This window comes from Undibacterium sp. MH2W, assembly GCF_049340215.1.
Taxonomy (GTDB): Bacteria; Pseudomonadota; Gammaproteobacteria; order Burkholderiales; family Burkholderiaceae_D; genus Undibacterium.
The window spans coordinates 65,457-92,327 of the sequence record NZ_JBMPPA010000006.1 but is presented as its reverse complement, the minus strand read 5'-3'; the positions used below and the strand labels follow the sequence as shown (position 1 = coordinate 92,327).

Annotated in this window: 26 protein-coding genes; 16 read left to right on the top strand and 10 right to left on the bottom strand. The window is 49.2% G+C overall.

Features of this window, described 5'->3' with window-relative positions; translation table 11 throughout:
* Window positions 1–137 precede the first annotated feature (137 nt).
* Window positions 138–2,453 carry an LPS-assembly protein LptD gene (locus ACO0K2_RS15155; RefSeq protein ID WP_423020282.1) on the bottom strand — a complete coding sequence of 772 codons (2,316 nt, stop codon included), beginning with the start codon at window positions 2,451–2,453 and terminating at the stop codon, window positions 138–140.
* 183 nt (window positions 2,454–2,636) lie between these two features.
* Between ACO0K2_RS15155 and ACO0K2_RS15150 the strand changes: the two genes are divergently transcribed.
* From ACO0K2_RS15150 to ACO0K2_RS15130, 5 genes are all read left to right on the top strand, one after another.
* Window positions 2,637–3,701 carry an aminoglycoside phosphotransferase family protein gene (locus tag ACO0K2_RS15150; protein WP_423020280.1) on the top strand — a complete coding sequence of 355 codons (1,065 nt, stop codon included), beginning with the start codon at window positions 2,637–2,639 and terminating at the stop codon, window positions 3,699–3,701.
* A gap of 10 nt (window positions 3,702–3,711) precedes the next feature.
* Window positions 3,712–4,428: an N-acetylmuramate alpha-1-phosphate uridylyltransferase MurU gene (murU, locus tag ACO0K2_RS15145; RefSeq protein ID WP_423020278.1), complete on the top strand. Its 717-nt coding sequence runs from the start codon at window positions 3,712–3,714 to the stop codon at window positions 4,426–4,428.
* Between the two features lie 2 nt (window positions 4,429–4,430).
* Window positions 4,431–5,798 (top strand): aminopeptidase P N-terminal domain-containing protein, encoded by a 1,368-nt coding sequence (locus tag ACO0K2_RS15140; protein ID WP_423020276.1) that lies wholly within the window; start codon window positions 4,431–4,433, stop codon window positions 5,796–5,798.
* A complete protein-coding gene (locus ACO0K2_RS15135; protein WP_423020274.1) occupies window positions 5,795–6,967 on the top strand; it encodes an FAD-dependent monooxygenase in 1,173 nt (390 codons plus the stop codon). Before ACO0K2_RS15140 ends, ACO0K2_RS15135 begins: the two co-directional genes overlap by 4 nt.
* Before the next feature lie 76 nt (window positions 6,968–7,043).
* Window positions 7,044–7,256 carry a hypothetical protein gene (locus ACO0K2_RS15130; protein WP_423020272.1) on the top strand — a complete coding sequence of 71 codons (213 nt, stop codon included), beginning with the start codon at window positions 7,044–7,046 and terminating at the stop codon, window positions 7,254–7,256.
* An 86-nt stretch (window positions 7,257–7,342) separates the two neighbouring features.
* On the opposite strand, the gene ACO0K2_RS15125 is transcribed toward ACO0K2_RS15130, so the two are convergent.
* Entirely contained in the window at window positions 7,343–7,798 is a 456-nt protein-coding gene (locus tag ACO0K2_RS15125) for an Lrp/AsnC family transcriptional regulator (RefSeq protein ID WP_423020270.1), read from the bottom strand.
* A 387-nt stretch (window positions 7,799–8,185) separates the two neighbouring features.
* Here ACO0K2_RS15125 and ACO0K2_RS15120 point away from each other — a divergent pair, with 387 nt between their 5' ends.
* Together ACO0K2_RS15120 and rocF are read left to right on the top strand one after the other, a co-directional pair.
* Entirely contained in the window at window positions 8,186–9,298 is a 1,113-nt protein-coding gene (locus ACO0K2_RS15120) for an ornithine cyclodeaminase (protein WP_423020499.1), read from the top strand.
* A 42-nt stretch (window positions 9,299–9,340) separates the two neighbouring features.
* Window positions 9,341–10,252 (top strand): arginase, encoded by a 912-nt coding sequence (rocF, locus tag ACO0K2_RS15115; protein ID WP_423020268.1) that lies wholly within the window; start codon window positions 9,341–9,343, stop codon window positions 10,250–10,252.
* 192 nt (window positions 10,253–10,444) lie between these two features.
* Here rocF and ACO0K2_RS15110 read toward each other — a convergent pair whose 3' ends face one another.
* The 4 genes from ACO0K2_RS15110 to ACO0K2_RS15095 form a co-directional block, all read right to left on the bottom strand.
* Window positions 10,445–11,878, bottom strand: a complete 1,434-nt coding sequence (locus ACO0K2_RS15110; RefSeq protein WP_423020266.1) for an NAD(P)(+) transhydrogenase (Re/Si-specific) subunit beta — start codon at window positions 11,876–11,878, stop codon at window positions 10,445–10,447.
* Window positions 11,878–12,204, bottom strand: a complete 327-nt coding sequence (locus ACO0K2_RS15105; RefSeq protein ID WP_423020264.1) for an NAD(P) transhydrogenase subunit alpha — start codon at window positions 12,202–12,204, stop codon at window positions 11,878–11,880. Before ACO0K2_RS15105 ends, ACO0K2_RS15110 begins: the two co-directional genes overlap by 1 nt.
* Window positions 12,205–12,315: 111 nt before the next feature.
* Window positions 12,316–12,678 (bottom strand): aspartate 1-decarboxylase, encoded by a 363-nt coding sequence (gene panD / locus ACO0K2_RS15100; RefSeq protein WP_186910976.1) that lies wholly within the window; start codon window positions 12,676–12,678, stop codon window positions 12,316–12,318.
* A gap of 51 nt (window positions 12,679–12,729) precedes the next feature.
* Window positions 12,730–13,845, bottom strand: a complete 1,116-nt coding sequence (locus tag ACO0K2_RS15095) for a Re/Si-specific NAD(P)(+) transhydrogenase subunit alpha (protein WP_423020262.1) — start codon at window positions 13,843–13,845, stop codon at window positions 12,730–12,732.
* 514 nt (window positions 13,846–14,359) lie between these two features.
* On the opposite strand from ACO0K2_RS15095, the gene ACO0K2_RS15090 reads away from it, so the two are divergent.
* From ACO0K2_RS15090 to ACO0K2_RS15070, 5 genes are all read left to right on the top strand, one after another.
* Window positions 14,360–14,842, top strand: coding sequence for an NUDIX hydrolase (locus tag ACO0K2_RS15090; RefSeq protein ID WP_423020497.1), 483 nt, complete (start codon window positions 14,360–14,362; stop codon window positions 14,840–14,842).
* Window positions 14,839–15,936 carry a tRNA 2-thiouridine(34) synthase MnmA gene (mnmA, locus tag ACO0K2_RS15085; protein ID WP_423020260.1) on the top strand — a complete coding sequence of 366 codons (1,098 nt, stop codon included), beginning with the start codon at window positions 14,839–14,841 and terminating at the stop codon, window positions 15,934–15,936. Before ACO0K2_RS15090 ends, mnmA begins: the two co-directional genes overlap by 4 nt.
* A gap of 211 nt (window positions 15,937–16,147) precedes the next feature.
* Window positions 16,148–16,477 carry a hypothetical protein gene (locus ACO0K2_RS15080; RefSeq protein WP_423020258.1) on the top strand — a complete coding sequence of 110 codons (330 nt, stop codon included), beginning with the start codon at window positions 16,148–16,150 and terminating at the stop codon, window positions 16,475–16,477.
* A 12-nt stretch (window positions 16,478–16,489) separates the two neighbouring features.
* Window positions 16,490–16,855, top strand: a complete 366-nt coding sequence (locus ACO0K2_RS15075) for a hypothetical protein (protein WP_423020256.1) — start codon at window positions 16,490–16,492, stop codon at window positions 16,853–16,855.
* Between the two features lie 352 nt (window positions 16,856–17,207).
* Window positions 17,208–18,152 (top strand): MurR/RpiR family transcriptional regulator, encoded by a 945-nt coding sequence (locus tag ACO0K2_RS15070; RefSeq protein WP_423020254.1) that lies wholly within the window; start codon window positions 17,208–17,210, stop codon window positions 18,150–18,152.
* 68 nt (window positions 18,153–18,220) lie between these two features.
* Here the strand turns inward: ACO0K2_RS15070 and ACO0K2_RS15065 are convergent, their stop codons facing one another.
* The 3 genes from ACO0K2_RS15065 to ahpC form a co-directional block, all read right to left on the bottom strand.
* A complete protein-coding gene (locus ACO0K2_RS15065) occupies window positions 18,221–20,011 on the bottom strand; it encodes a hypothetical protein (RefSeq protein WP_423020252.1) in 1,791 nt (596 codons plus the stop codon).
* 162 nt (window positions 20,012–20,173) lie between these two features.
* The gene (gene ahpF / locus ACO0K2_RS15060; RefSeq protein ID WP_423020250.1) at window positions 20,174–21,721 is read right to left on the bottom strand and encodes an alkyl hydroperoxide reductase subunit F; all 1,548 of its coding nucleotides are present in this window, start codon (window positions 21,719–21,721) and stop codon (window positions 20,174–20,176) included.
* Between the two features lie 209 nt (window positions 21,722–21,930).
* Window positions 21,931–22,494: an alkyl hydroperoxide reductase subunit C gene (ahpC, locus tag ACO0K2_RS15055; RefSeq protein ID WP_423020248.1), complete on the bottom strand. Its 564-nt coding sequence runs from the start codon at window positions 22,492–22,494 to the stop codon at window positions 21,931–21,933.
* 354 nt (window positions 22,495–22,848) lie between these two features.
* Here ahpC and asd point away from each other — a divergent pair, with 354 nt between their 5' ends.
* The 3 genes from asd (at window position 22,849) to ACO0K2_RS15040 (ending at window position 24,516) form a co-directional block, all read left to right on the top strand.
* Window positions 22,849–23,694 (top strand): archaetidylserine decarboxylase, encoded by an 846-nt coding sequence (gene asd, locus ACO0K2_RS15050; RefSeq protein WP_423020246.1) that lies wholly within the window; start codon window positions 22,849–22,851, stop codon window positions 23,692–23,694.
* 193 nt (window positions 23,695–23,887) lie between these two features.
* Window positions 23,888–24,088: a hemin uptake protein HemP gene (gene hemP, locus ACO0K2_RS15045; protein ID WP_423020244.1), complete on the top strand. Its 201-nt coding sequence runs from the start codon at window positions 23,888–23,890 to the stop codon at window positions 24,086–24,088.
* Window positions 24,089–24,162: 74 nt separating this feature from the next.
* The gene (locus ACO0K2_RS15040; protein WP_423020242.1) at window positions 24,163–24,516 is read left to right on the top strand and encodes a hypothetical protein; all 354 of its coding nucleotides are present in this window, start codon (window positions 24,163–24,165) and stop codon (window positions 24,514–24,516) included.
* 83 nt (window positions 24,517–24,599) lie between these two features.
* Here the strand turns inward: ACO0K2_RS15040 and ACO0K2_RS15035 are convergent, their stop codons facing one another.
* Entirely contained in the window at window positions 24,600–25,208 is a 609-nt protein-coding gene (locus tag ACO0K2_RS15035; RefSeq protein WP_423020240.1) for a glutathione S-transferase C-terminal domain-containing protein, read from the bottom strand.
* Window positions 25,209–25,501: 293 nt separating this feature from the next.
* Here ACO0K2_RS15035 and purB point away from each other — a divergent pair, with 293 nt between their 5' ends.
* A complete protein-coding gene (gene purB / locus ACO0K2_RS15030; protein WP_423020238.1) occupies window positions 25,502–26,869 on the top strand; it encodes an adenylosuccinate lyase in 1,368 nt (455 codons plus the stop codon).
* The last annotated feature ends 2 nt before the right edge of the window (window positions 26,870–26,871 follow it).

Here is a 26,871-nt window from a genome sequence, read left to right as displayed (position 1 = left end):
TAGACTGCTGATACGGCATAAAAGTTGCAATATACACGTTAGCGGAGTTTTCACAAACAAGGATGCACGCGCATCGCTATCTGACACCGTCACTAACGACCTGACAGAAATTCCATGGATCGCTGAAACGAAGCGATTTAACGCTCGGTAATCGGCTGATAACCGGAAATGTTCCGTTTTAACGCTTCTATCGGATCGTTACCGACACCTAAACGCCCCAAGCCACTCAGTTCTAACTGAATTGAGAAGCCCGTATTGTTGGTAAAACTATCCACCGCAAATCGTTGTGCAACAAATCGGAGCGCCCAGCAATCCGCCTTGTATTCCAGTCCGACTAGACCATCAACGACTTTTTTGTTCATTAACGAGTAGTTGCTACGACCGACCGCATACCAATTTCGGGCAATCGGCCACTGTCCGGACAAATCAAGTTCTTCTAGGGTATCGCGTTGGAAACGGTAAGCAAAGTTCAAGACTTTCTTGGCATCTGGCTGCCAGCGAATCCCATAGTTCGATTTCACTGACTGGCGCGTACTCTGACTGATCTGCACCGCGACATCGGACGCCAACTCACGCGTAATTTGTCCCGACGCCGCTAACAACATATCAGAGCGGCTCGGGGCAATCGTATCGTCCACCCGAACTTTTTGCGTATTAAAGTAGAAACGCTGACCAATCGCGAATTTCAGGCGCTCTTCACCATCGAGCTCAATGTAGCGAGAAATCAACGCCGCCGTAATCTGGTTCGAATCGCCAACAAGATCTTGCCCACTAAAACGATTTTCACTAAAAATCTGTGTAAAGTTAAAGTCGGCATCCGCTGTATCGAACAACGGAACATTCGATTGATCAACAAAAGGGGTGCGCACATAAAACAAACGCGGCTCGAGCGTTTGTGTCACATCACGCCCAAATAAAGTACTGGGTCGATCAAACACCAATCCACTATCAATCGAGAACGTCGGCACATTCGTACGAACGGTGGTCGGATCACCTGGATCCGTATTCGATAACTGATAGTAATTCGTGTGCAACATCAGTTTCGGCACAATGAAGTAGCCCGGCTCAACGATGGGGTATGAAATCTTCGGATTGATCACTAAACGATCGCCCCGCACATACTCAGGATGCCAAAAGCGCGTCATGATCGCGTCGAACGACACGTCAAATCCCATCACATCCCGTTTTTCAGCATGGAACTGAATCTGCGGTAAGCGATCGTAAGGTCGCAAAATCGGATCCGCCTGATCCTGGAGAACCTGATAATTACTTGCCAGAACGTTCAGACTCCAGAACGATCCAGTATAGGTAGCGTTAATATTGCGCGGCAATAAACGCTGAGAAGTTTTTGTAATCGAACTCGAAAAATCAGACGGATAGTTATCGTCTGACGCAATGTTGATGTCCCAGTTAACATTCAACGCGGGGTTAAGCCATTGCTGGTGGGTCGAGGTCAACGCATAACGGCTAGTATTGGTCACGCGATCAGCTTCCAGGCCTTCGATGGTGGTTTCGCCGCGATAATCATCACCAAGGTAACGCATGTCCGCACCGAGCTGTAAGCCACGGCGTGAAATCATCTTCGGATAAAACGTCACATCTCGGTTTGGCGCGATATTGTAGTAATACGGAATACCAAACTCTGCACCACCCGCTGTTGTAGCGCCAATGGTCGGCGGTAAAAAGCCCGAATGGCGCGCACCAGAAAGCGGGAATGTCAGTGCTGGCGTACCGAGGATAGGCTTACCCAGAAAATACAATACAGATTTCCCCGCCACACCCGTGTCGAGCCCGCTATCAAGGCTCAAGGTATCAGCACTTAAATACCAATCAGGATTGGTGCCTTCGCAAGTACTGTAGGTGCCCTGATGCACAATAGAACGTTCGGCATCAAGAAACTCGATACGCTCGGCTTTACCTTGCGCATTGGTTTCAAGGAGATGGTAATTTGCCTTGGACACGTTACCAATACCGGACTCTAACTGAAGCCTTGCACTGTCACTCTCAAAGCAATCACCAGAACGCTGAACCTTTACGTTACCTTCGGCGTTAAATTCATCTTCGAGGTAGAGGTAGTTCGCTTTATCCGCGGTAAGCGTGGTACTTCCTTTGACGATCTCGACATTATTTTCAAAATGAATGTCACGCTCAGGTCTGCCCACCACGTTTTCAGCACGAACCACCACGGGTGCCGTTTTATCCGCTTGGCGCTGCCGCTCTTTTTCTGCCTCTTTTTCCGCCTGCTTTTCTTTTTTACTTTGCTGGCGCAAGGTTTTATCTTGCTCAAATGTCAAGTGATCGGCGTCTGTTTTGGATTGTTGGTCCTGCTGATTAGCACTGATGTCACGCATTTCACTGACAGGTGTACCGACAAAAACAGTCTGTGCCCTTGCCTCTGCATAGAAGGCCGGCACCAATACCGACACGACAATCGCCGGGATAGTAGGAAACAAGAGCGGTGAGTGAGATAATACGGGTTTCCTGCGCATGTATTCAGTAGTCAGTAAGCGTTTTAGCCAGCATGTTGGACGGTATCAATCAGACAATCCGCCAGAAATTAGTCGCCTATTATAGGTGAAATGACGCTAAAACTAGCCGAAGTATGCGCACAAACTCACTCTATTGCCAATTTAACCATGTCATCAACTGAAAATCAGTCTGCTCAACCAGCTATTCCAGCCGTTTCTGAGATACGGGAACAACGTCGCGCCGCGTTGAAAACGTGGCTATCGGGTCTTTCTGGCTACGCGCTGCAACTTGACACGCTGCGCGCCGCCTCGTCTGACGCGAGTTTCCGACAGTTTTATCGCATCAACACCGAAGACGGACGGACATTGATCGCCATGGACGCACCGCCAGCGACCGAAAATTCTGCCGCTTTTGTGAAAGTGGCACAGTTACTCAAAAACATCCACCTGACGGTACCAGAAGTACTCGAGCACGATCTGGAATCCGGTTTTTTGCTGGTGACCGACCTTGGCTTACACATCTACGCCCACGTCTTGAACCACGATACCGCCCATAAACTGTACCTCGACGCGATTGATGCGCTTGTCCTCATGCAAGCACAGAGCCAGCCGGATGTACTGCCAGAGTACGACCGCCCATTCTTATTGCGTGAACTCAATCTCTTTACAGAGTGGTACATCAACAAACATTTGGGCATCACGCTCAATGAGAAGCAAACTGCCACATTAAACAAAGTATTTGACCATCTGCTCGCCAGCGCCTTAGCGCAGCCGCAAGTGTATGTGCATCGTGATTTCCACTCCCGCAATCTGATGTGGATGGATCAAGGCAATCCAGGCATCGTAGATTTTCAGGATGCGGTGTATGGTCCGATTACTTATGATCTGGTTTCGCTGTTGCGCGATGCTTATGTCCAGTGGGATGAAGAAATGGTGCTCGACTGGGCAATCCGCTATTGGGAAAAAGCCAAACGGGCCGGTTTGCCGGTGTCGCCCGATATTGATAGTTTTTACCGCGATTTTGAATGGATGGGGTTACAACGTCATTTAAAAATTCTGGGTATTTTCAGCCGTTTATCTCACCGTGATGGCAAAGATAATTTCTTGGCAGATATTCCAACCGTCATGGAATACGTGCGTAAAACATGCCATCGTTACAAAGAATTAGTCCCACTGCTGCGCTTACTCGATGAGTTAGAAAATACAGCCCCACAAGTTGGTTACACCTTCTAAGGCGCGACAGATGAAAGCGATGTTACTTGCGGCAGGTCGCGGCGAACGTATGCGACCACTGACCGACACCTGCCCCAAACCCTTACTGAAAGTGCGGGGTCGCCCACTCATCGTGTGGCACATTCTTAACTTGGTCAAAGCAGGCATTACGGAGATCGTCATTAACCATGCCCATCTCGGACAAATGATCGTTGATACACTCGGCGATGGCAGTCAATTTGGTGCGCAGATCACGTATTCCGCAGAAGAAACGGCATTAGAAACGGCGGGCGGCATCGCCAAAGCCTTGCCGTTGCTGGGTCCAGACCCTTTTATCGTGGTGTCATCGGATATTTACATCCCCCACTTTGATTTTAAAGAGTGCCTCACGACGCTTGAAGACAGTGATCCGTGGGGCAATCCTTTGCCTGAAGAAGAGCGGGATATTGCGTGGCTCTATATGGTCAATAATCCCGATTTCCATCCCGAGGGAGACTTTGTACTGACTTTGATGGGCTTATCAAATGAAGGATCGCCACGACATACCTTCGCCAACATTGGCGTGTATCGTCCAGAGATGTTTGCCAGCATTCAAGCCGGTGAGCATGCCAAACTCGGTCCGCTTATGCGTCAGTACATTGATGCGGGTCGGGTGGGCGGAGAACTGTATCGTGGACAATGGCATAATCTGGGAACGCCAGCGCAATTAGAAGCACTGAATGCGCCTCTCCATTTCAGCAAAGGATAGCAATGACTCAGGTCAGTCACCTCCATTTTTCTGCCCGTCGTCAGCAACTCATGGCCCTGATGCGGGCACAGGGTGGTGGTGTCGCGATCATTCCGACAGCCCGCGAATGGACCAGAAACAGCGACAATACGTTTCCTTTCCGGCACGACAGTTATTTCTACTACTTATCGGGTTTCACAGAACCCGAGGCGGTCATCGTTCTTGTTGCTAATAGCACCGAGGAAAGTGCGATGTTATTTTGTCGCGATAAAGATGTCGAACGCGAAATCTGGGATGGTTTCCGGTATGGCCCTGCGGCCGCGCAAGCGACGTTTGGCTTTGATGCAGCCTATTCCATCAACGATATCAACGCCATCATGCCTGGTGTGCTCTCTGATGCGGCAACTCTGTTTTATAGCAATGCCGCAGAACCTCATCTCGATGCGCAATTACAGCAATGGCTACAAGATGTGAGAGCAAAAAATCGCACTGGAATTAGTCCACCTGCGGTAACGGTGGATGTCCGCGTCTTACTTGATGAAATGCGGCTCTTTAAAGACCATGTCGAGATCGCCTTGATGCAACGGGCTGCCAGCATCTCCGGCGCAGCACATACACGAGCGATGCGATCGGCGCGACCCGGACAATTTGAATATGAATTAGAGGCTGAGCTGCTGTATGAATTCCGTCGTAACGGTGCACAATCCCCTGCCTATGGTTCGATTGTTGCCGCTGGTGCGAACGCGTGTGTGCTGCACTATCAAAGCAATCAAGCACAGATCAACGACGGTGATTTAGTGTTAATTGATGCAGGTTGCGAATATGACAGTTATGCCGCCGATATTACGCGGACATTCCCAGTGAATGGCAGATTTACACCCGCCCAAAAAACCTTGTACGACATCGTCCTTGCAGCACAGACCGCGGCACTCGCTTGTGCCAAACCTGGTGCGCGTTATATGGACGGTCACCACGCCGCCGTCCGCGTGCTCACAGAGGGAATGCTGGAAACGGGATTACTCGATAAGCAGCAAGTCGGCTCCGTCGATGATGCCATCAGCAGTCTCGCTTATCGTGAGTTTTATATGCATGGCACTGGTCATTGGCTGGGCCTCGATGTGCACGATGTCGGACTGTATCGAGAGAATCGGGTAATCGCCGACGAAAAACCATACCGACAACTCGAAGCCGGCATGGTGATCACCATTGAACCAGGAATGTATGTACGACCTGCCGATCATGTGCCAAAAGAGTTTTGGAACATCGGCATACGCATCGAAGACGATATTCTGATCACGGCGGATGGTCATGTGAATTTCAGCCGCGACACACCCAAAACGGTCAGTGAAATAGAATCAGAAATGCGACAGTCACACTCACTTCAATCATGATGAAGACAGATTTTGATATTGCTATTTGTGGTGCTGGTCCCGTAGGACAAGCACTCGCATTACTCCTCGTTAAACAGGGCGTTCCTGCAAACAGTATCGTGCTACTCGATGCAAAAACAGCGACGCAGGCTGAGAATGATGCGCGGTCAATTGCGATTTCGTATGGCAGCCAGCAATTATTACAACGTGCTGGCAGTTGGCCCGTGAAAGCGACTGCGATCCAGGAAATACATGTATCACGACGCCAGCATTTTGGGCGTAGCTTGATTCTTGCGAGTGACTATCAAGTCCCTGCGTTGGGCTATGTCGCGCGTTATGGCGACATCATCCGTCCCATGCAGGCGGCGCTACAGACAGCCAATGTACCGATGTTACGTCCTTTCTTCGTGGAAGCCACCGAAGAGCAAGAACAGGTTGTGTCATTGACACTCAAGCACGTTGAGACTGGTGCCATGTCTGAAATGACGGCCAAAGTCCTCATTCAGGCCGAAGGTGGCACCTTTGCCGATCAGTCTCAACGAGGTCGTCGTCATGATTACGAGCAAACGGCAATCATCTCGCATGTCAGATGCGATCAGCCGATGCCGCAGCGTGCTTTTGAACGCTTCACCGACCAAGGTCCCTTAGCGTTATTGCCGCAAGAAGATGGTTACGCCTTGGTATGGTGCGCACGCCCTGCCTTGGTTTCGACACTGCTCGCCTTAGACGACAACGCCTTCTTGTCCGCGCTACAGAACGCTTTTGGGCATCGCCTTGGTCAATTCACGCACATCGCGGCGCGTCACGCCTACCCGCTCGGTCTCAATGCCCAAGCAGTAGCGACGCAACGCACCGTGAGCATTGGTAATGCGGCGCAAACCCTACACCCTGTTGCGGGCCAAGGATTAAATTTAGGTCTACGTGATGCCCATACATTAGCGAAATGCCTCAGCCGCTGCGATGGTTTATCAAGTTCGACTATCGCCGAATGTCTCCAGACGTTCATGGCAGAGCGCCACCAAGATCGTCAATTGACGATACGGCTGACAGACACCATGGCACGAGTCTTTGCGAGTTCATCAGATGGTTCGCCGATGCAGTCGTTATTGGGATTCACCTTGGGTGCATTAGATATCTGCAAGCCAATCAAAGACGTGCTTGCTGGACAAATGATGTTCGGCTGGCGATAACAGCGTGTTCTACAAAACGCGTCAATGACTCTCTTAACCCGTTATAATCCGCCCCTCAACACATAAAGGATGCACGATGAAACTCCGCACAAAACGCCGTTTAATGAATTATGGTCGTATCTACAACCACCAACTGTCCGTCGTACTGGAAGCTGCTTTTGAAGAGTTCCGCGCGAACTTCACGAAAGAAGGCGAATCCGTCGAACAATCCTTAGAAGCCTTGCACAAACTCGGCGCTAGCTACCGTCATTTCAAAAAATTCTCGATTCGTTTCGCGATTTCGCACTAAGCATCCGGCAGGTAGCGAACCCGAGCTCACCATGGGCATCGGGTCCGCCTTCCCCATCCTCTCTCTCAGCGGCTGCCACGCTCGCATTATTCAATCGGCAAACCAGAGACAGGCTTCACCTCTTCCATACAAATCATCGACCGCAGCGACGCAACGCCGGGTACTTGCATCAGCGTGTCGGTCAAAAATTGCGACAAGCTCTTCAAATCGGTAGCCACTACTTTCAAAATGTAGTCAAAGTCTCCAGAGATGGTGTGGCATTCAATGATGTCTGGAAACGCGCGTAATTGCCGCTCGACTTCACGCACATTGCGGAATTGCTCCCTGTCGAGCGACAAATTCACAAACGCCATCACACCAAGTCCAATTGCTTCCGGAGCGACCTGCGCTGTGTAGCCTCGAATGACTTTGTTTTCTTCTAAGGTCCGAACCCGGCGCAGCGTTTGCGGTGCAGACAGGTGAATTTTTTCTGCTAGGTGAAGATTACTCATGCGACCGTCTTCTTGCAGGTGGCGGAGAATGCTGAGATCGTAGGCGTCCATCGGGTTTCCTTTTTCTTTGATCGGTCATCACATGAAAATGCCTTGCATTCAATGAGATATTTTATGTAACCAATATTAAAAGAAATTTTAATTCTCTTTTTTACTATTAAAGAAATTAAGTTTCTCTTTTCATGGCAAATACAACAAATTTAGCAATCTAATTATTCAACCGGATAGCTACAATGGTAAGCAGAACTCGTCGTTTTGATCAGTACCTGCGTACAAGAGGCTTTTGCGAAATGTGGAAAAATTTCGCAGCGGCTTCCGGACATGCCTGTTGGATAACTTCGTGGCTAAGTCCAATGACGATGTTCTGGTGAAGGCAAATGCATGCTGGACCTGCTCCACCAAGGCATTCGTCATAAGACTAACGAACCGGAGAACATCATGGTGACCTATATTGGCACACAAGAAATGCAAGCCCACTTACGTAAAGTAAAGCCAGAAACGGCGATTGCGCGTATGGCGGAAATGATTAAAGAAGATTATTTACGATGGGCGAGTTTCGACAAATCTGCTCGCGTTGCCAATCATTCAGACGTCGGTGTCATTGAGTTAATGCCAATCTCTGATGGTAAGAATTACTCCTTCAAATACGTCAACGGTCATCCTAAAAACACCCAAGCTGGCTTACTGACGGTGACTGCATTTGGTGTGCTTGCGGATGTGGACACTGGCTACCCACGGTTGTTATCAGAACTGACGCTCACGACAGCACTCCGCACGGCTGCTACCTCCGCACTGGCGGCACGCTATATGGCACGTCCTGATAGTCGGACGATGGCCTTAATCGGCAATGGCGCACAAAGCGAATTTCAAGCCATCGCCTTTCATGCCATGTTGGGTATCAATGAAATCCGCGTTTTTGATGTTGATCCAGCAGCAACACAAAAATTGATTCATAATCTCCGCATGTACCCCGCTTTACGCGTCGTGCGCGCCGCCTCGGTGGCGGAAGCGGTTAAAGGTGCTGATATCATTACGACTGTCACCGCCGACAAAACTAATGCCACGATTCTGACCCCTGAGATGATTGAACCAGGAATGCATATCAATGGCGTTGGTGGCGATTGCCCAGGAAAAACAGAGTTACACGCCGATATTTTGAATAACGCATTTGTTGTGGTTGAATATGAACCGCAATCGAGAATTGAAGGCGAATTGCAGCAAATGCCTGCCGACTTCCAAGTCACAGAACTGTGGACGATCTTGGAAGGCAAGGCACAAGGAAGAGCCTCTGCTGATCAAGTCACCGTCTTTGATTCTGTGGGATTTGCGCTGGAAGACTTTTCTGCGATGCGTTATCTCGAAAAATATGTGATGCAAAAAACATCACCAATGCTGGATCTCATTCCAGAGATGATGAATCCAAAAGATTTATTTGGCATGGGAATGGGTGTGGTCGCTGATAGCAACGCCGCCCCTGTACCGATGACGGAACAAGCAAGATATGTAACACCAGAAACACCAACGGCACCAAAAGTGCCAATACATGCTTAATTCGCTTAATACGCATAACTTAGTCTGAAAATTAAACATAGAATGAAAACCATTTCCTTAATCGGAGCACCGACAGATGTTGGTGCCAGCGTCAAAGGCGCAGGCATGGGGCCTGATGCATTACGGGTTGCAGGACTCAATGAAGCCCTTGAAGGTCGCCAACTCAAGGTGATTGATCATGGCAACCTGCGGGGACCTGCCAATCCATGGGAGCAACCTGTCAATGGCTTGCGCCACCTGAAAGAGGCAATCGACTGGAATCAAGCCGTCTACGATGCCGTCGATAACGCCTTGCTGAATGGTCACATTCCAATGATGCTGGGGGGCGATCATTGCCTCGCGATTGGTTCCATTAGCGCCGTGGCTTCTCATTGCCGTCGCGTTGGTAAGAAATTACGCGTACTGTGGTTTGATGCCCATGCAGATAGTAATTTATCAACGATCAGCCCAACGGGTAATATCCACGGCATGCCAGTGGCGTGCCTGATGGGACATGGTCCAAAAGAGTTGATTTCGTATGGCGGTCACACACCCGCGATGCAACCCGATGAGATCCGTCAGATTGGTATTCGTAGTGTTGACGCAGGTGAGAAAAAATTCATTCACGAAATGGGCATTCAAGTCTATGACATGCGTTACATCGATGAATATGGCATGCGAAACGTCATGAGCTCTGCCTTAGCTGGTGTGGATTCCAATACGCACTTGCACGTCAGTTTTGATATGGATTGCCTCGACCCTGCCATTGCACCGGGTGTCGGCACCGCCGTTCTCGGTGGCCCCACCTACCGTGAAGCGCAGTTGTGTATGGAAATGATTGCTGATACTGGCTTACTGGCATCGCTCGATTTGGTTGAACTCAATCCGGCACTGGATTTGCGCAATCAAACGGCGATTCTGGCGGTCGATTTGATTGAAAGCCTGTTTGGCAAATCAACATTGGTCAGAATGTGAGCGCCTGACATCGCACCGATTCCTTGGTCGTCAAGTACGAGCCACTTGCATTGCAGGTGGCTTTTTTTATCGGTATACCGAACAATATCGCTCTCTCGGCAGAGGTAACGACTGCTCTATACGCTGTAGTTTCAACAAAAAAAATCCTCGCCAACAAGTCCGTTGACGAGGATTTTTTTATCAATGCAGCGCTTACTCGACGGCTTTCACCATGTCTTCAATGACTTTCTTCGCATCACCGAAGACCATCATAGTTTTATCCATGTAGAACAACTCATTGTCCAGACCGGCATAACCGGATGCCATCGACCGCTTGTTCACGATCACGGTTTTTGCCTTGTTTGCTTCCAAAATCGGCATACCGGCGATCGGTGATTTAGGATCTTTGGCGGCAGGATTAACAACGTCATTCGCGCCCAGAACCAGCACCACATCGGCCTGACCAAACTCGCTGTTGATGTCTTCCATCTCAAACACTTGATCGTACGGCACTTCCGCTTCTGCCAACAACACGTTCATATGACCAGGCATACGACCCGCCACCGGATGAATCGCGTACTTCACAGTAATACCTCTGTGCGTCAGTTTTTCCGTCAGTTCTTTCAAGGCATGTTGCGCACGTGCTACGGCCAAACCATAGCCTGGAACAATGATGACGGTTTCTGCGTTACCCAGCAAAAATGCAACGTCGTCTGCAGAGCCAGATTTGACGTTACGCTGTGCTTGTGCGCCACCGGTTGCAGCAGCTGCTTCGCCACCGAAACCACCGAGAATCACATTAAAGAAGGAACGGTTCATCGCCTTACACATGATGTAAGAGAGAATCGCGCCGCTTGATCCAACCAGCGAACCGGCAATAATCAACATCGAATTGTTTAACGAAAAACCAATCCCTGCTGCTGCCCAACCGGAATAACTGTTGAGCATCGACACAACGACCGGCATATCCGCGCCTCCGATCGGAATGATGATCAGCACACCCAGCGCAAAGGCAATGGCCGCCATTAAAACAAATGGTGTCCAGCTTTGCGTCACGCAGAAAGCAATGCCCAAGCCCACCATGGCCAGCGCCAGCACCAGATTTAACTGATGTTGTCCACTAAAGCTCACGGGTGCGCCTTGGAATAAGCGGAACTTATATTTACCAGACAATTTTCCGAACGCAATCACCGATCCAGAGAAGGTAATAGCGCCAACAAACGTGCCGATAAACAATTCAATACGGTTACCCACCGGAATCGGTAAATCTTTACCAACGATGTTAAACACCCAAGGTTCAGACACCACCGCCACTGCAATACAAACCGCAGCCAAGCCAATCAAGGAGTGCATCGCTGCAACCAGTTCAGGCATTTTTGTCATTTCGACGCGCTTGGCTAAAATAGCACCAATACTGCCGCCGACAATCACACCTAAGGCAACCAGACCATAGCCCATGCCGCCACCGGCGCTTTCTGTTTTCAGCTTAACGATCAATGCAATCGTGGTGGCCACGGCCACCGCCATGCCGACCATACCGAACGCATTACCGCGACGTGCCGTCGACGGATGCGATAAGCCTTTCAACGCCTGAATAAAACAAACCGAGGCGATGAGATAGAGCATTGTGACGAGATTCATACTCATTATTTGCCCTCCTTGCTACCATCGGCTTTTGCCGCTTTGGGCTCTTTTTTCTTGAACATTTCGAGCATCCTCTGGGTGACCAGAAATCCACCGAACACGTTGACTGCCGCCAGCGCCACAGCAACGGTGCCCATGACTTGTGCCAGTAAACCTTCAGTCAGGCCCGCTGCAAGCATCGCACCAACAATGATGATGGCTGAAATAGCATTAGTAACCGCCATGAGCGGGGTGTGTAATGCTGGTGTTACCGTCCAGACCACGTGATAGCCAACGTAAATCGCCAGCACAAAAATGATGAGGTTGGTAAGGGTATGACTAACTTCCATGATGTCCTCTCTGTTGTAGGGATTAAGACATGCAAACATCGTCGATTTCAATCAAGGCGCTGTGCGGCGAGACAACTTCCTCCTACCACCAACGCCTCCTTCGTCATCGACTCAATACTCCTTCAGACTGGTGATCTGATTTTTTGCATTCACAAACACAACATTCGGTTTGTGCGCACGCGCTTCTTCTTCTGTCATCGGTGCGTAAGTACAAATAATCATCAAATCGCCCAGTTGCACGCGGCGGGCTGCAGCACCGTTCAATGAGATTTCGCCACTACCACGTTTGCCTTTGATGGCATAGGTGGAGAAGCGCTCGCCATTGTTTACGTTGTACAGCTCGATCTGTTCGTTCTCGATGATATTCGCAGCGTCGAGCAGATCTTCATCAATTCCACATGAACCTTCATAGTGGAGATCGCACTGGGTCACAGTTGCGCGATGAATTTTGGCGCGGAGCATATTTCTTTGCATGGTGTTTCTACTTCCTGATACGTGTTATTAAAATCTAAAAAATGACATCGACTACTTTTTGAGCACTTCGCCGCCTGCACAGACCAGTGTGGCAGCAACGATTTCATCTTCACGATTGATCGCTAATGCCGCGTCTTTGTCGATGATCAGTTTCAGAAAATCGAGCACGTTCCGGGCATATAACGCTGATGCGTCGGCTGCCAGCAATGTTGCCAAGTTGGGTTCACCAATAATATGAACGCCGTACTTTGTCACCGTTTTGCCTAATTCTGAGAGCGGGCAATTGCCGCCCTGTTCGACTGCCATATCGACAATGACAGAACCAGGTTTCATGGCTTTGACTGTTTCTTCGGAAATCAACACCGGTGCTTTACGACCAGGAATCAACGCTGTCGTGATAATAATGTCGGCTTGTTTAGCGCGCTCATGGACCAACGCCGCTTGTCGTTGCATCCAAGCAGCAGGCATCGGGCGTGCATAGCCGCCTGTACCTTGTGCAATCTCGCGTTCTTCATCGGTCTCATAAGGCACATCAATGAATTTCGCGCCAAGGGATTCAACTTGTTCTTTCACAGGTGGCCTCACGTCGGATGCCTCGATGACGGCACCCAAGCGTTTGGCGGTTGCAATGGCTTGCAAACCGGCGACACCCACACCCATGATCAGGACACGCGCCGCTTTGACGGTACCTGCCGCGGTCATCAGCATGGGCATAAAACGTTGATACGTATTCGCGGCCAGCATGACCGCTTTGTAACCTGCGATATTGGCTTGAGACGACAACACGTCCATGGATTGCGCACGGGTAATACGTGGTGCGGCTTCCAGTGCAAACGCGCTAATGCCGTGAGTCGCCATTGCTGCAATATTGTCGGCATCAAATGGATTGAGCATGCCAACCAATACTGCTCCGGACTTGATCAAAGCCCTTTCACCTGCGTCTGGCGCGCGTACTTTTAGTACTAATTCTGCGCCAAATGCTTCTGCAGCCGTGCCGATCTGGGCGCCAGCTGCCAGATACGCTTCATCTGTGATACTCGAAGCCACGCCAGCACCAGACTGCACAATCACCTGATGTTTTGCAGCAACGTACTTCTTAATGGTTTCCGGAGTCGCCGCGACACGCGTCTCTCCAGGCCGAGTCTCGGCGGGAATGCCGATTTTCATAGAATTGCTCCCTGATTGTGAAAAAAAATCTTTACGTCGTTGACGTGACGTGCTGCGATGAGCTTGATTAGAGCGCAGCACTGTCGGTGTTATTTTCTGTTTCTCTCTGCTGCGTTTGCGATCCGATAAGTGGGTTTCGTGGTCAACCCTATTCTTACCTGAATCTTACATTTCGTATTCGACAACAATATTACACGCAAAATGTTTTTTGGCACAACCGTTCGATTTTTTATGATTTTTACAAAATTAAATTTTGCGACAGAGTCATCTTGATACTATTTCATTCGCCGCCGGAATAATTTTCTCTTTTAAAAACAGAGAATTAGCACTTTTTCAAAAGCATACGTTACCTTATTTTGGAGAAGAAAATTTAATTTATCGCAACGAATGACACGTGATTTATCGCGATATATCGAAATAGCATTAGCTAATTCACTTTCAAATTTGCTGGTTTGCCACACAAAATTTGATGGCAAAGTAAAATGTCACCTTAGCTGACTCAATGAAAGAAGTTATGTCCTCCATCTGGAAGCCATCAGTGACTGTTGCGGCGATCATTGAACGGGATCAGCGGTTTTTAATGATTGAAGAGGAAACCCCAGATGGTCTCCGCCTAAATCAGGCAGCGGGGCATCTTGATCCGCATGAATCGTTAATTGACGCTGTCATCCGAGAAACACGGGAAGAAACCGCGCACGATTTCACGCCGACAGCCTTGGTAGGCACCTATTTATCGACATTTGTCTCGCCAACGACAAAAGAGGAAGTGACTTATCTGCGGTTTGCCTTTACCGGAGAAGTTGGGCAACAATATGATCACCCCTTGGATGATGGTATTGTTCGCACCCGCTGGATGAGTTTTCAGGAGATCGTCGATTGTAAGCACATGCATCGCAGTCCATTGGTTCTGCAATGTATTCATGATTATCTGCAAGGACAGCGCGCGCCGCTCTCTTTGTTATTTACCCATCCAAGCGTACTTGGATCACCATTATGAGCAAAAAAAGAGTTGTTATCGGTATGTCGGGCGGCGTTGATTCCTCCGTCTCGGCTTGGTTATTAAAAGAACAGGGTTACGAAGTGATCGGTCTTTTCATGAAAAATTGGGAAGATGACGACGACTCTGAATATTGTTCCACACGCGAAGACTGGATTGATGCCGTCAGCGTGGCCGATGTGGTCGGTGTTGACATCGAAGCGGTGAATTTTGCGAGCGAATACAAAGATCGCGTTTTTGCTGAGTTTTTACGCGAATATCAAGCGGGTCGCACTCCCAACCCAGACGTCTTGTGTAACGCCGAAATTAAGTTTAAAGCATTTCTCGACCACGCCATGAAGCTAGGAGCGGACTATATCGCCACCGGCCACTACGCACGCGTCCGCGAGGTCAATGGTGAGTTCCAATTGCTCAAGGCCCTTGATGCGAGTAAAGATCAAAGCTATTTCTTGCACCGGTTGAATCAAAAGCAGTTGGCCAACACCTTGTTTCCGCTAGGCGAAATCCACAAAACCGAGGTTCGGAAAATTGCTGAACAATTGCAATTACCAAACGCGAAGAAGAAAGATTCAACGGGTATCTGCTTCATCGGAGAACGTCCTTTCCGCGACTTTTTAAACCGTTATTTATCTTATAAGCCAGGCGATATTAAAACCCCTGAAAATCAGATCATCGGTCAACACGTTGGTTTGAGTTTTTATACCCTGGGACAACGTAAAGGAATCGGCATCGGCGGTATCAAAACGCATCAAAACGCCGATGGCAGCAGTGACGCGTGGTATGTAGCGCGGAAAGATGTGGCTGCGAACACGCTGTACGCCGTACAAGGGCACGATCATCCTTGGTTATTATCGTCTAGTCTTGATGCCACTCAGGTAAGTTGGGTCGCGGGTCATGCACCAGTCAATCCAGACTTATCTGCAAAAACTCGCTATCGCCAGCCTGATATGCACTGCACATTTAATGGTGACAACGAGCAATTTAATCTTCATTTTGAGCAAGCTCAGTGGGCAGTCACCCCCGGACAGTCTGCGGTGTTGTACGACGGCGACATTTGTCTTGGTGGTGGGATTATTCATTCTGCATCCGCATAAGGTTCGGCGACGTTCTTTGAAATCGTAGTCGGTCTTCGGGTTGGTCGCGTTTCTTTTCTTAGTCTCGCGACCCTTCCTCATCCCCTTCGTCACCCCCGACTCTCCGTCATCCTCCCTTATTCCCGTCGTCGCCCCTCACTCTCCGTCATCCTCCCTTATTCCCTTCGTCGGCTCCGACTCTCCGTCATCCTCCGCGCAGGCGGAGGATCCAGTGCGCGTCAGCGCTTTCTTGCATTTTCAACTAACTCGCAGCTTGAAAGGCGCTGCCGCGCCACTGGACTCCCGCGTTCGCGGGAGCGACGGTGTAAGGGGTCTGCGCGTTGGTTTGTCGGGGTTTGTTATTTCCGTCGTTCGCTACTATTTCCGTTACCTGCCCTTATTCTCGTCATCCTCCCTAACCCAACGGCATCCTCGCCAACGCCCCGTCGTCCTTCCTAACGCTCTGTCATCGTCCCTTATCCCCTTCGTCGCCCCTCACTCTCCGTCATCCTCCGCGCAGGCGGAGGATCCAGTGCGCGCTAGCGCTTTCTTGCCTTTTTAACTAACTCACATCTTGAAAGGCGCTACCGCGCCACTGGACTCCCGCGTTCGCGGGAGCGACGGTGTGTGGGGGGCGCACGTTGATTTGTCGGGGTTTGTTATTTCCGTCGTTCGCTACTATTTCCGTTACCTGCCCTTATTCTCGTCATCCTCCCTAACCCCTTCGTCGCCCCTCACTCTCTCCGTCATCCTCCCTTACCCCGTCGTCGCCCATCACTCTCCGTCATCCTCCGCGCAGGCGGAGGATCCAGTGCGCGTCAGCGCTTTCTTGCCTTTTCAACTAACTCACAGCTTGAAAGGCGCTGCCGCGCCACTGGGCTCCCGCCTTCGCGGGAGCGACGGAGTGTGGGGTCTACGCGGCAGAGGACTTACTGCTTAAAAGGTGGCATCCCGCTTCCCCTCAAAGCAAATTACGCCCCCCGCCCTGAACCTCGTTTTCAAAAAAATTGAAAACATTTACCTCAATTTACGCCCGCCATCTGCGCCATCATCGTGCAGACTGTAGTAAGGTTCGATACCGATCAATACGATTGTTAGAAGCGATATAACAGGCTTGGAAAAATATAATTTATCTTAAATCCAATTTTCGGATGAATATTCTGTGCAGGTAATGCGACTATCCATCTATCCATAAACATTAAATTAGTTTTCACTGATACGTTTCATTACTTTACAATCAAAATCTGTGAAACTATATTTACATATCTTTTTCCTGAAAACGTTCACCTATTATGAATCGTCCTGATACGCAAACTCTCGGTGGTACGGTCAATGTTCGCATTGGCAAGGTGTACATGAATTTGTCGAAAGCACACAAAAAAGCAGCCGACTATGTGTTATCGAACGTGTTCAGGTCGGCAACGATGTCGATCGACGAGCTTGCAAACGCCGTCGGTATCTCGGTTGCAACAGCTAACCGATTTGCTCGGGCATTGGGGTTTGAGGGTTATCCTCAGTTCAGGGCAGAGTTAGTGACAGGTTTTGAGGCCATGTTGGCACCGATTGATAATCTGCGGAGCGAAGTCAGTCGACCTGCGACGAGTACTGAAATTATTGCTGGATCACTGACCGAAGATTTATCGAATCTCGAAGCAACACGTCGTGGTCTCGATATCGAATCGTGCAATCAAGCCGTCAAAATGATTTTAAATGCCGAGCGGATTTATATCGTTGGCTATGGTGCGAGTGCATTCTTGGCTGGGTTGATGGCACATAATTTGGATCCGTTTTGTAGCACGGTGCAATCGACAATTGGTTCTGGCGGCCCGTCAACGGTCGCTCGGCAGTTGTTTAAATTTACGCCACGTGATTTAGTGATCGGAATCTCGTTTCCTCGCTATGCGGAGGATGTCGTGACGATCATGCGCCAGATCAAAGAAAAAAATGTCCCTATTCTGGCACTGACAGATGCGCCAAGTTCGCCATTAGCAGCGCTGGCTAACGTGACACTCTATGCGCAGACAAGACGCCAGTTTTCTCCCAATTCCGAAGGCGCCGCGTTGTGTCTGATCGAAGCACTGTGTAGTGCTGTCGCCCATCAGGCTGAAGCGCCCGTTCATGCGGCGTCAGAATTGACTAAATTTGTGATGCATTGGCTGTATCAGGATCCAGCACATACGACGAATAAAGCATCGCAGGCTGAGCGAAAATTAGTCGACGTAGAAAGACCTGCCTAACACGTATTCATCGTCAAGAGTAACCGCGTTCTGGCTGTCGTACACCAGTTTGCGGCTTGATCAACGCGCTATTGGTCGATGACGTCACTCATGCGTACCGGAGCCGTTTCTCCCTGCTTTCCATTACTGGCATCGTTGCCTGCCCGAAGTGCAAAAACGGTACAAGCTTTGCTGGCACTAATCACATGACCTCGCTGCACACGTTGCTGTCCCTTCTTCGAGTGCAACACTAACTTCTGCTGGTCAGGTAAGTGAACTCCGCGTGGCAAGATGAGCTGTAACACACCGTCACGCATTCCTTTGATCGCTCTGATGGGTTCTTCCGCACCAACGTGTTTGTCATTGGGCTGATTCACTAACGACGCTTCTGTCATGTCGATCAGAACTGACTCTGCGTGTTCACTCATGAATTGTATTTCGACATTCACTTGCCCGGCCTGTGGTCGGACAATGCGCTGAATAATACCCAACCGCGGTTGATGCCAATCGCGTTGTTCCAGCATGTACGCTGCCAAATCACCAATGTTCATGTGAGAAGTATGGCGACTTTCCAAGGTCGACAAACAAATCATGTTGTCATCCTGATGCTGTAAAAACCATGCACTTTCGACAGTGCCAACGGCATCATCAGAAAATACCGCCGAATGACGCGCTAATAAGTCCGACATGCGACGCCCAACGCCCTTCCATCCCCCGCCAGATTCGACGTGACGCAACAGCGCCAGTATTTCGTTAAATCCAATAAAAATCCGTAAATCCGGGATCTCTTTTTTCTGATCACTCGGATAGGTATTGCGAGAGGGGTAGCGACGAAAACATTGGTACTGCAACTGTGCAATGGCTAACTGTTCGTCAGGGCCGAACAGGCTCAGATGTTTCGACAACGACACACTACCGCCACTCTGCCGCGAACGAATGACCTGGGCTAGATCAGCGGTCATGACCTGTTGTAATGCATCCCACTCAATGACAAGGGGTGATCGTTGGTCATGTGATTGAATGGCAGTAAAACGGGTTGGCTCTGTATCGGCGTAGTAGACCAAAGACGTTTGTGTCGACTTAACGTTGCTCCCATCCTGGCAGAGATTGATTTTCAAATCACCACACCCAATCGAACGGATGAGCCATGTCTGCCATTGAACAGGCCAATAACTGAGTTGCATCCGCTCGACCATCTGTAAAGCAAGATAGACATCGACGGCTCTTCCTAACGCCAAGGGTTGATCTCGACGGTATTGCTGATCCAGTGTCTTTTGCAGAACAGTTAAACGTTGATTCGCTGCCAGAATATGCACCACGGAATTTGCCATCCCCCATGATCGCGCTGATAGCGCCTGATAGCGTAGTGCTTTCATTGTTTGCTTGAATTTCAGTAATTCCAGCAAACGGAAGGTCGCCAGATCAATTTTTTTTAGCGATCTGGCATAGCGGAAAGGAGAGCTTTGCTGGTAATGCTGGATAACGAGCCCATACGAATTCACTAACTCACCACAAATCGCAATCATGCAATCGAGTACTTCTGCTCTTCGCTGACTGTCCGGCACGCCACCATTTTTTGAGAACTGACCAACCAACACAACTGCCAATGGATAAAACAAGGCAGTCAGTCGATGGTTGTAGTCTAATCGCCTCGACATGCTGGCCTTATACCGGTTCAGTTGTCTCACATTCTTGAGTAACAAGACCAGAAACTGCTCATCGTGCTCTTGCGTCTCTCTGTGCTTCTGGCGTTGATATAAGGTACTGAGCACAGGTGCCGTTGCTGACTTGACCAGCGGCAGGGCAATAGAAAAGGGAAGGCGTTTCTCGGCGTACTGTAATCCCAACCAGTCATGCAGCCATCGTGGTAGCAGAGTCATTGTCTTAATGTTGCAATTAAATTTAGCTTTAATTATAACAATTCAATTGCAACTATGACCATATTTTTCTTTGAAGCAAAATGTAGTCATAAAAAAAACCTCGTCCATCCAGCGACGAGGTTTTGATTCAGAAGCACCTGAGGAGTACTTCGACGGTTGTTTTTAGCTGCGAATCAAATGATCGAATGCACCTAACGCTGCTTTTGCACCTTCACCCACCGCGATCACGATCTGTTTGTATGGAACGGTCGTCACGTCGCCGGCTGCAAATACGCCTGGCAAGGATGTCTGACCGCGTGGATCAACAATGATCTCGCCGTGGCGTGACAACTCCAATGTACCTTTGAGCCATTCTGTGTTCGGTACCAAACCGATCTGAACAAACACGCCTTCCAACTCAATGTGTTTTACTTCTTCATTCGTGCGGTCTTTGTAGCTAATGCCGTTGACCTTTTTGCCATCGCCATGAATCTCTGTCGTTTGCGCTTGAGTGATGACGGTGACGTTTGGCAAACTATGCAGTTTCTTCTGTAACACGGCATCAGCGCGCAATTCAGCGGCAAATTCAATCAATGTCACGTGACCAACGATCCCTGCCAAATCAATTGCTGCTTCAACGCCGGAGTTTCCGCCGCCAATCACCGCAACGCGCTTGCCTTTAAACAGCGGACCATCACAGTGCGGGCAATAGGCAACACCGTGGTTACGGTATTCTTTCTCGCCAGGGACGTTCACTTCGCGCCAGCGTGCACCCGTCGCCAGAATGACCGCTTTTGCTTTTAAGGTCGCTCCACTTGCCAAGGCGATTTCGGTCATGCCGTCTTTTTGTGTGAGTTTTTCAGCACGTTGCAGGTTAGTGATATCGACGTCATACGCTTTGACATGCTGCTCTAACGCCACGGCAAATTTCGGCCCTTCCGTTTCGGTGACGGACACAAAGTTTTCAATCGACATCGTATCAAGCACTTGACCACCAAAACGCTCGGCAACGATACCGGTGCGAATGCCTTTGCGTGCAGCGTAAATCGCAGCTGCCGCACCAGCAGGGCCACCGCCAACGATCAATACATCGTACGGTGCTTTGGCATCGAGCTTCTCGGCAGCGCGCTGAACGGAACCCGTATCAAGCTTCGCCAAAATTTCTTCGACAGACATACGTCCCTGACCAAACACTTGACCATTGAGGTAAATGGTTGGTACCGCCATGATCTGACGTTGTTCAACTTCGGCTTGGAACAAGGCACCATCGATCGTCACTGATTGGATGCGCGGATTGAGCACAGCCATCAGGTTCAATGATTGCACCACCTCTGGGCAGTTCTGGCAGCTCAGAGAAATATAGGTCTCAAAGTGGAAATCCCCGTCCAGATTCTTGATCTGCTGGATCACATCTGCATCGACTTTGGGAGGATGTCCACCTGCTTGTAACAGCGCCAGCACCAAGGAGGTGAACTCATGCCCCATCGGAATACCTGCGAAGCGAATCGAGATATCGTGACCTGGCGAGGTGATCGCAAATGATGGCTTGCGGATCGCTGGATCGTTATTGTCGCTCAAAGAAATTTTGTCCGATAACTCAACGATTTCATTGAGCAGGGTTTGCATTTCTTTTGCTTTGTCGCTGTCGTCGAGCGAAGCAACTAATTGAATCGGACGGGTTAATCGTTCGAGGTAGGCTTTGAGCTGGGCTTTGAGTGTTGTATCTAACATGGCAATTCTTTCCTATTCGTTCACTGGGTGTTGTAGGACGGATGCAAAATGGTCCCGACGGCGTTTGAGATTGCGTACTTTGTGCTCATCGTTGATTGGATGAGGACAACTGGGGCAATTTTGTATCAGTCCATACCCTGACATGATCATCAGGGTATGGCGTATCTTGACGTCACCTACTGTGGTGTCGTCAGAATCAATTCACAGACTTAGATCTTGCCAACCAGATCCAAAGACGGTGTCAATGTTTCTGCGCCTGGTGTCCATTTTGCTGGGCAAACTTCACCTGGGTGGCTTGCAACGTACTGTGCAGCTTGTACTTTACGCAGCAATTCTTTTGCATCACGACCGATACCGTTGTCATGCACTTCCATGACTTTGATCTCGCCCGCTGGATTCACAACGAATGTACCGCGCAGTGCCAGACCTTCTTCTTCGATCAGCACTTCAAAATTGCGGGAGATTGCCAATGTTGGATCAGCGATCATTGGGTAAGCGATTTTGCCGATCGTGTCGGATGTATCGTGCCATGCTTTGTGTGTGAAATGCGTGTCAGTAGAAACACTGTAGATCTCTACGCCCAGTTTTTGGAATTCTGCGTAGTGATCAGCCAGATCACCTAATTCTGTTGGGCAAACGAATGTGAAGTCTGCTGGGTAGAATACGAAAACAGACCATTTGCCGTTCAGATCTTCATTCGTTACTGGTACAAATTTACCATTGTGGTAAGCAGTTGCTTTGAATGGTTTTACGATTGTGTTAATCAATGACATGGTAATTTCCTTTATGGTTGAAACGTATTTAACGTGCTTCGCTACCGATGCTGACACGTGGTAAGTACATACTTGTTGACGCGGTGTGCTACGTGATGAAGACACCATGATAGTGCGTTTTCGCAATTATGAAAAACTAATTAATTTTATCAACTCAATTAATTTTAACTATCATCGCAAGTATACCGCAATTTTGTTCAAGGCATATGTCATGCCCTCTTTTCGATCGCGGTTGTTCCTTCTGAGCCCTGCCCCAAAAAAGACCCTTTTTTTGCGGCGCAATGCAGGAAAAATGCGATTTATCTTTGCACAACGTTATAATTCCCTACCACTTCAATTCTAAGGTTACCTACTGTGTCAGATCGACTTGCCGTCCTTACTCAATATCTCTTACCAAAGCAGGCACTGACTAGTCTGGCAGGTAAAGCAGCAAATGCTCAATGGGGTAGCCTCACCACCAGTTTTATTCGATGGTTTGTGAATAAATACCAGGTCAATATGAGTGAAGCCGTTAATCCGGATATCAGTAGCTACGCGACCTTTAATGAATTTTTTACACGCCCATTGAAAGCGGGTGCGCGCCCGCTTGCCAACAGTGATTTGATTTGTCCGGTTGATGGAGCGATTAGCCAGTTTGGACCTATTTCTCAAGGACAGATATTTCAAGCCAAAGGACATCAGTTTTCTGCCACGACCTTGATCGGTGGCGACGAAAAAGCGGCTGCGGCTTATGCTAATGGCAGTTTCGCCAATATTTATTTGAGCCCGCGTGATTACCACCGGATTCACATGCCTTGCGATGGGAAGTTGACGCGCATGGTTTATATTCCTGGCGATCTGTTTTCGGTCAATCCCACAACTGCCCGGGGTGTGCCGAATTTATTTGCCCGCAATGAACGTGTCGTTTGCTTTTTTGACTCTGCCGCAGGGAGCTTCGTACTGACGTTAGTTGGCGCGACTATTGTGGGGAGCATGGCAACGGTCTGGCATGGCACCATTAACCCACCCCGTCCTGGGAAAATATGCGCCTGGGATTATCAAGACCAGAACATCACTCTCAAGCAAGGCGAAGAGATGGGCCGTTTCATGTTGGGCTCGACGGTGGTCTTGTTGTTCCCGCAAGCAGACATGCGATTTAACCCCTCTTGGAAACCTGCTGGCAGTGTTCGGTTAGGTGAAGCAATGGCTCACTTCTCATAATTGAATTTGGGAGAGCCTCGGTGGCTTTCCCACGTAGTCCTATCGACAGTCACCCTCGACCGTCACAATCCACTGACATCAACGATGCAAAGGCGAGCGAAATTGCTTGCATATTCCCTTTTTTTCGCCAATAATTAAATGAGAATGATTCTTATTTAAATTTAACGACCTCATTGATTGACGAAAGATCCTTATGACTACCCATGAACAACAACCAGTGGCATCAAAGGCAAACACACCGATCTCCGTGCGCAGCAATGACGCGGCAAGACCCGTGCTACGACTCAAGAGCAAAGTGCTCATGCATAACCTTCGTGAGCTAGAGATTGACCATGAAGGCAGAATTTATCGATTACGCGTGACGCAACTCAACAAACTCATCTTAACCGCCTGAATTGAACCCCGTCAGCCAGCTACGCAATCACATGCCAGTCAGCCAGACCACCCTCTACCTTAGGGAGAATGATTGTGCAAAACATCTTATATCGCCATGTTCCAACTGACCGTCCCACCCAACATCTGACAGGTCTCACCACTAAAACGCCCGCTAGTAAACCTGTGCAAGCCGAATTACTCTTATCCGCAGCCCTGCATTTGATGTCCCACTACAGTGTGAGATCGGCGTCGCCCGAAGGTGGCACAACGTGCTTAAAACTCGCGTCGGTGATTGAACGTCACTTGAAAGCCTTAAGCGAACTCCCTGGCCTCACGCCAGTACTCCTAGCGACTTGCCAACAACTGCACGAGCAATGGGCAAATTTGATTGATGATCAGCTGCGTCGCCAACAGAAAAAGCATCGTTATACCCTCGGCTTATTCTGATCCGATGTATTACTCACCAGCGCAAATGAAAACAGGTCGCCGAGCAAACTAGGCGACCTGTCAGTAGGGATAATAGCGATGATTTAAGCTGGGATCGTATCTTTAAAGGAGGGGCGCTCGGCTAACTTGTCGGCCAATTTTGCCAAATTAGGATACTCAGACCGCCAGTCAATCTCAGGGAAACGGAAACTCAACCATTCCACCGCGCAGACCACGCTAATATCAGCGAGCGTCATATGATTTCCAGAGCAAAATGGCGTGTCGCCAAGTCCCGATGACATCGCTTTCAGCCCTGCATGTACCTTCGCCATTTGCCGTTCAATCCATTCGTCGCTTTGTTGCTCAGCAGGACGCAAGGTTTTTTCGAGGCGAACAAGAATCGCCGCATCGAGGACGCCGTCAGCAAGGGCTTCCCAGCATTTCACTTCAGCACGTTCACGCCCTAATGCTGGAATCAATTTTCCGACGGGGGTCAACGTATCTAAATATTCTACGATGACACGAGAATCAAACATCGCACCGCCGTCTTCCATCAACAAGCAAGGGACTTTTCCAAGTGGGTTAGACTCTTGAATTGTCGTATCGCTTGCCCAGACATTCTCCAACAAAAACGTGTACTCAAGTTTCTTTTCCGCTAAGACAATGCGTACTTTTCTGACGTAAGGACTAGTAGTAGAGCCGATGAGTTTCATAGTTTTTACAAGAATAATGTGGGTTTGATTATAGCATTTTGATGAGGAGAAACTGTCTCCGAGACTCCACAGCGCAACTTGCGAGTGCCATTTTTTTCCGCAAACACGCCAGCAGCCCCTGCTTTCGGCGACCATCAAATGGTAAAATCGAGGTTTCAACGCAAAAAAAAGCAAAGAACACAAAACTGTTCATTCCCGAGCTTAATTTAAAACTTTGGAAAATTTGTAAAATTCACTGCAAGTGTTGTTTTTTGCGCAAGCCTTTCTCTTTTACTCCATCACATCGAGCGATCATGTCCTTATCCTCCCTTTCCGCCCTTTCCCCCCTTGACGGTCGTTACGCAGGCAAAGTCGATGCCCTGCGTCAGACTTTATCCGAAGCTGGCTTCATGCACCACCGCGTCAAGGTTGAAATCTCGTGGTTGCAAGCTTTATCCCAAGCAGGCTTTGATGAAATCAAGCCATTTTCTCCGGCTGCGAATGCCCTCTTGGATAAATTAGCAGCAGAGTTCTCGGAAGCCGATGCGCAGCGCATCAAAGATATCGAAGCAGTCACTAACCACGATGTGAAAGCGGTTGAATACTGGCTCAAAGAACAGGTGAAAGATGTGCCTGAACTGGTGGCAGCGAGTGAGTTCATTCACTTTGCGTGTACTTCTGAAGATATTAACAACACCTCGCATGGCATGATGTTGAAAACAGCCCGTGACAGCGTGATGGTGCCAGCCCTGAAAAAAGTCATCGCCCGTTTGACTGAGTTAGCACACACCAACGCCGATGTGCCAATGTTATCCCGCACCCACGGTCAAGCTGCTAGCCCAACGACCCTCGGCAAAGAGATGGCGAACGTTGTCGCCCGTCTGCAACGTGCGATCAAACGCATTGAGCAAGTTGAAATTTTAGGCAAAATGAACGGTGCCGTCGGTAACTACAACGCGCATTTGTCTGCGTACCCCCATTTTGACTGGGAAAGTTTCTCCAAAAACGTCATCGAACAACGTCTGGGATTGGTCTACAACCCCTACACGATTCAGATCGAACCGCACGATTACATGGCAGAAATGTTCGATGCCTTTGCCCGTGCAAACACGATTTTGCTGGATCTGAACCGCGACATTTGGGGTTATATCTCCGTCGGTTACTTCAAGCAAAAAACCAAAGCAGGCGAAATCGGCTCATCCACCATGCCACATAAAGTCAATCCAATCGACTTTGAAAACTCAGAAGGTAATCTGGGCCTCGCTAATTCGCTGTTACGCCACCTGTCTGAAAAATTGCCTGTTTCTCGTTGGCAGCGTGACCTGACCGATTCGACTGTTTTGCGTAACATCGGCGTTGCATTGGGCTACACCTTGCTGGCCTACGACAGCTGCCTGCGCGGACTGAACAAACTGGAAACCAATCCAGAGCGTTTGGCGGCAGATCTGGATGCGACATGGGAAGTGTTGGCAGAACCAGTGCAGACCGTTATGCGTCGCTATGCCATCGAAAATCCGTACGAGCAATTAAAAGAATTGACACGCGGAAAAGGTATTTCCAAAGAGGCGCTGCGTGAGTTTGTCGAAGGTCTGGCCATTCCACAAGAAGCAAAAGACGTCTTGCTGGCAATGACCCCAGCCAACTACATCGGTATCGCCGCTCGCTTGGCAAAAGCAATTTAATA

Excerpts from the sequence above, each read along its gene's own strand:
- ACO0K2_RS15150 (WP_423020280.1), top strand. The coding sequence starts at position 2,637 with ATGTCATCAACTGAAAATCAGTCTGCTCAACCAGCTATTCCAGCCGTT.
- murU (WP_423020278.1), top strand. The coding sequence starts at position 3,712 with ATGAAAGCGATGTTACTTGCGGCAGGTCGCGGCGAACGTATGCGACCA.
- ACO0K2_RS15140 (WP_423020276.1), top strand. The coding sequence starts at position 4,431 with ATGACTCAGGTCAGTCACCTCCATTTTTCTGCCCGTCGTCAGCAACTC.
- ACO0K2_RS15135 (WP_423020274.1), top strand. The coding sequence starts at position 5,795 with ATGATGAAGACAGATTTTGATATTGCTATTTGTGGTGCTGGTCCCGTA.
- ACO0K2_RS15130 (WP_423020272.1), top strand. The coding sequence starts at position 7,044 with ATGAAACTCCGCACAAAACGCCGTTTAATGAATTATGGTCGTATCTAC.
- ACO0K2_RS15125 (WP_423020270.1), bottom strand. The coding sequence starts at position 7,798 with ATGGACGCCTACGATCTCAGCATTCTCCGCCACCTGCAAGAAGACGGT.
- ACO0K2_RS15120 (WP_423020499.1), top strand. The coding sequence starts at position 8,186 with ATGGTGACCTATATTGGCACACAAGAAATGCAAGCCCACTTACGTAAA.
- rocF (WP_423020268.1), top strand. The coding sequence starts at position 9,341 with ATGAAAACCATTTCCTTAATCGGAGCACCGACAGATGTTGGTGCCAGC.
- ACO0K2_RS15110 (WP_423020266.1), bottom strand. The coding sequence starts at position 11,878 with ATGAGTATGAATCTCGTCACAATGCTCTATCTCATCGCCTCGGTTTGT.
- ACO0K2_RS15105 (WP_423020264.1), bottom strand. The coding sequence starts at position 12,204 with ATGGAAGTTAGTCATACCCTTACCAACCTCATCATTTTTGTGCTGGCG.
- panD (WP_186910976.1), bottom strand. The coding sequence starts at position 12,678 with ATGCAAAGAAATATGCTCCGCGCCAAAATTCATCGCGCAACTGTGACC.
- ACO0K2_RS15095 (WP_423020262.1), bottom strand. The coding sequence starts at position 13,845 with ATGAAAATCGGCATTCCCGCCGAGACTCGGCCTGGAGAGACGCGTGTC.
- ACO0K2_RS15090 (WP_423020497.1), top strand. The coding sequence starts at position 14,360 with ATGTCCTCCATCTGGAAGCCATCAGTGACTGTTGCGGCGATCATTGAA.
- mnmA (WP_423020260.1), top strand. The coding sequence starts at position 14,839 with ATGAGCAAAAAAAGAGTTGTTATCGGTATGTCGGGCGGCGTTGATTCC.
- ACO0K2_RS15070 (WP_423020254.1), top strand. The coding sequence starts at position 17,208 with ATGAATCGTCCTGATACGCAAACTCTCGGTGGTACGGTCAATGTTCGC.
- ACO0K2_RS15065 (WP_423020252.1), bottom strand. The coding sequence starts at position 20,011 with ATGACTCTGCTACCACGATGGCTGCATGACTGGTTGGGATTACAGTAC.
- ahpF (WP_423020250.1), bottom strand. The coding sequence starts at position 21,721 with ATGTTAGATACAACACTCAAAGCCCAGCTCAAAGCCTACCTCGAACGA.
- ahpC (WP_423020248.1), bottom strand. The coding sequence starts at position 22,494 with ATGTCATTGATTAACACAATCGTAAAACCATTCAAAGCAACTGCTTAC.
- hemP (WP_423020244.1), top strand. The coding sequence starts at position 23,888 with ATGACTACCCATGAACAACAACCAGTGGCATCAAAGGCAAACACACCG.
- ACO0K2_RS15035 (WP_423020240.1), bottom strand. The coding sequence starts at position 25,208 with ATGAAACTCATCGGCTCTACTACTAGTCCTTACGTCAGAAAAGTACGC.
- purB (WP_423020238.1), top strand. The coding sequence starts at position 25,502 with ATGTCCTTATCCTCCCTTTCCGCCCTTTCCCCCCTTGACGGTCGTTAC.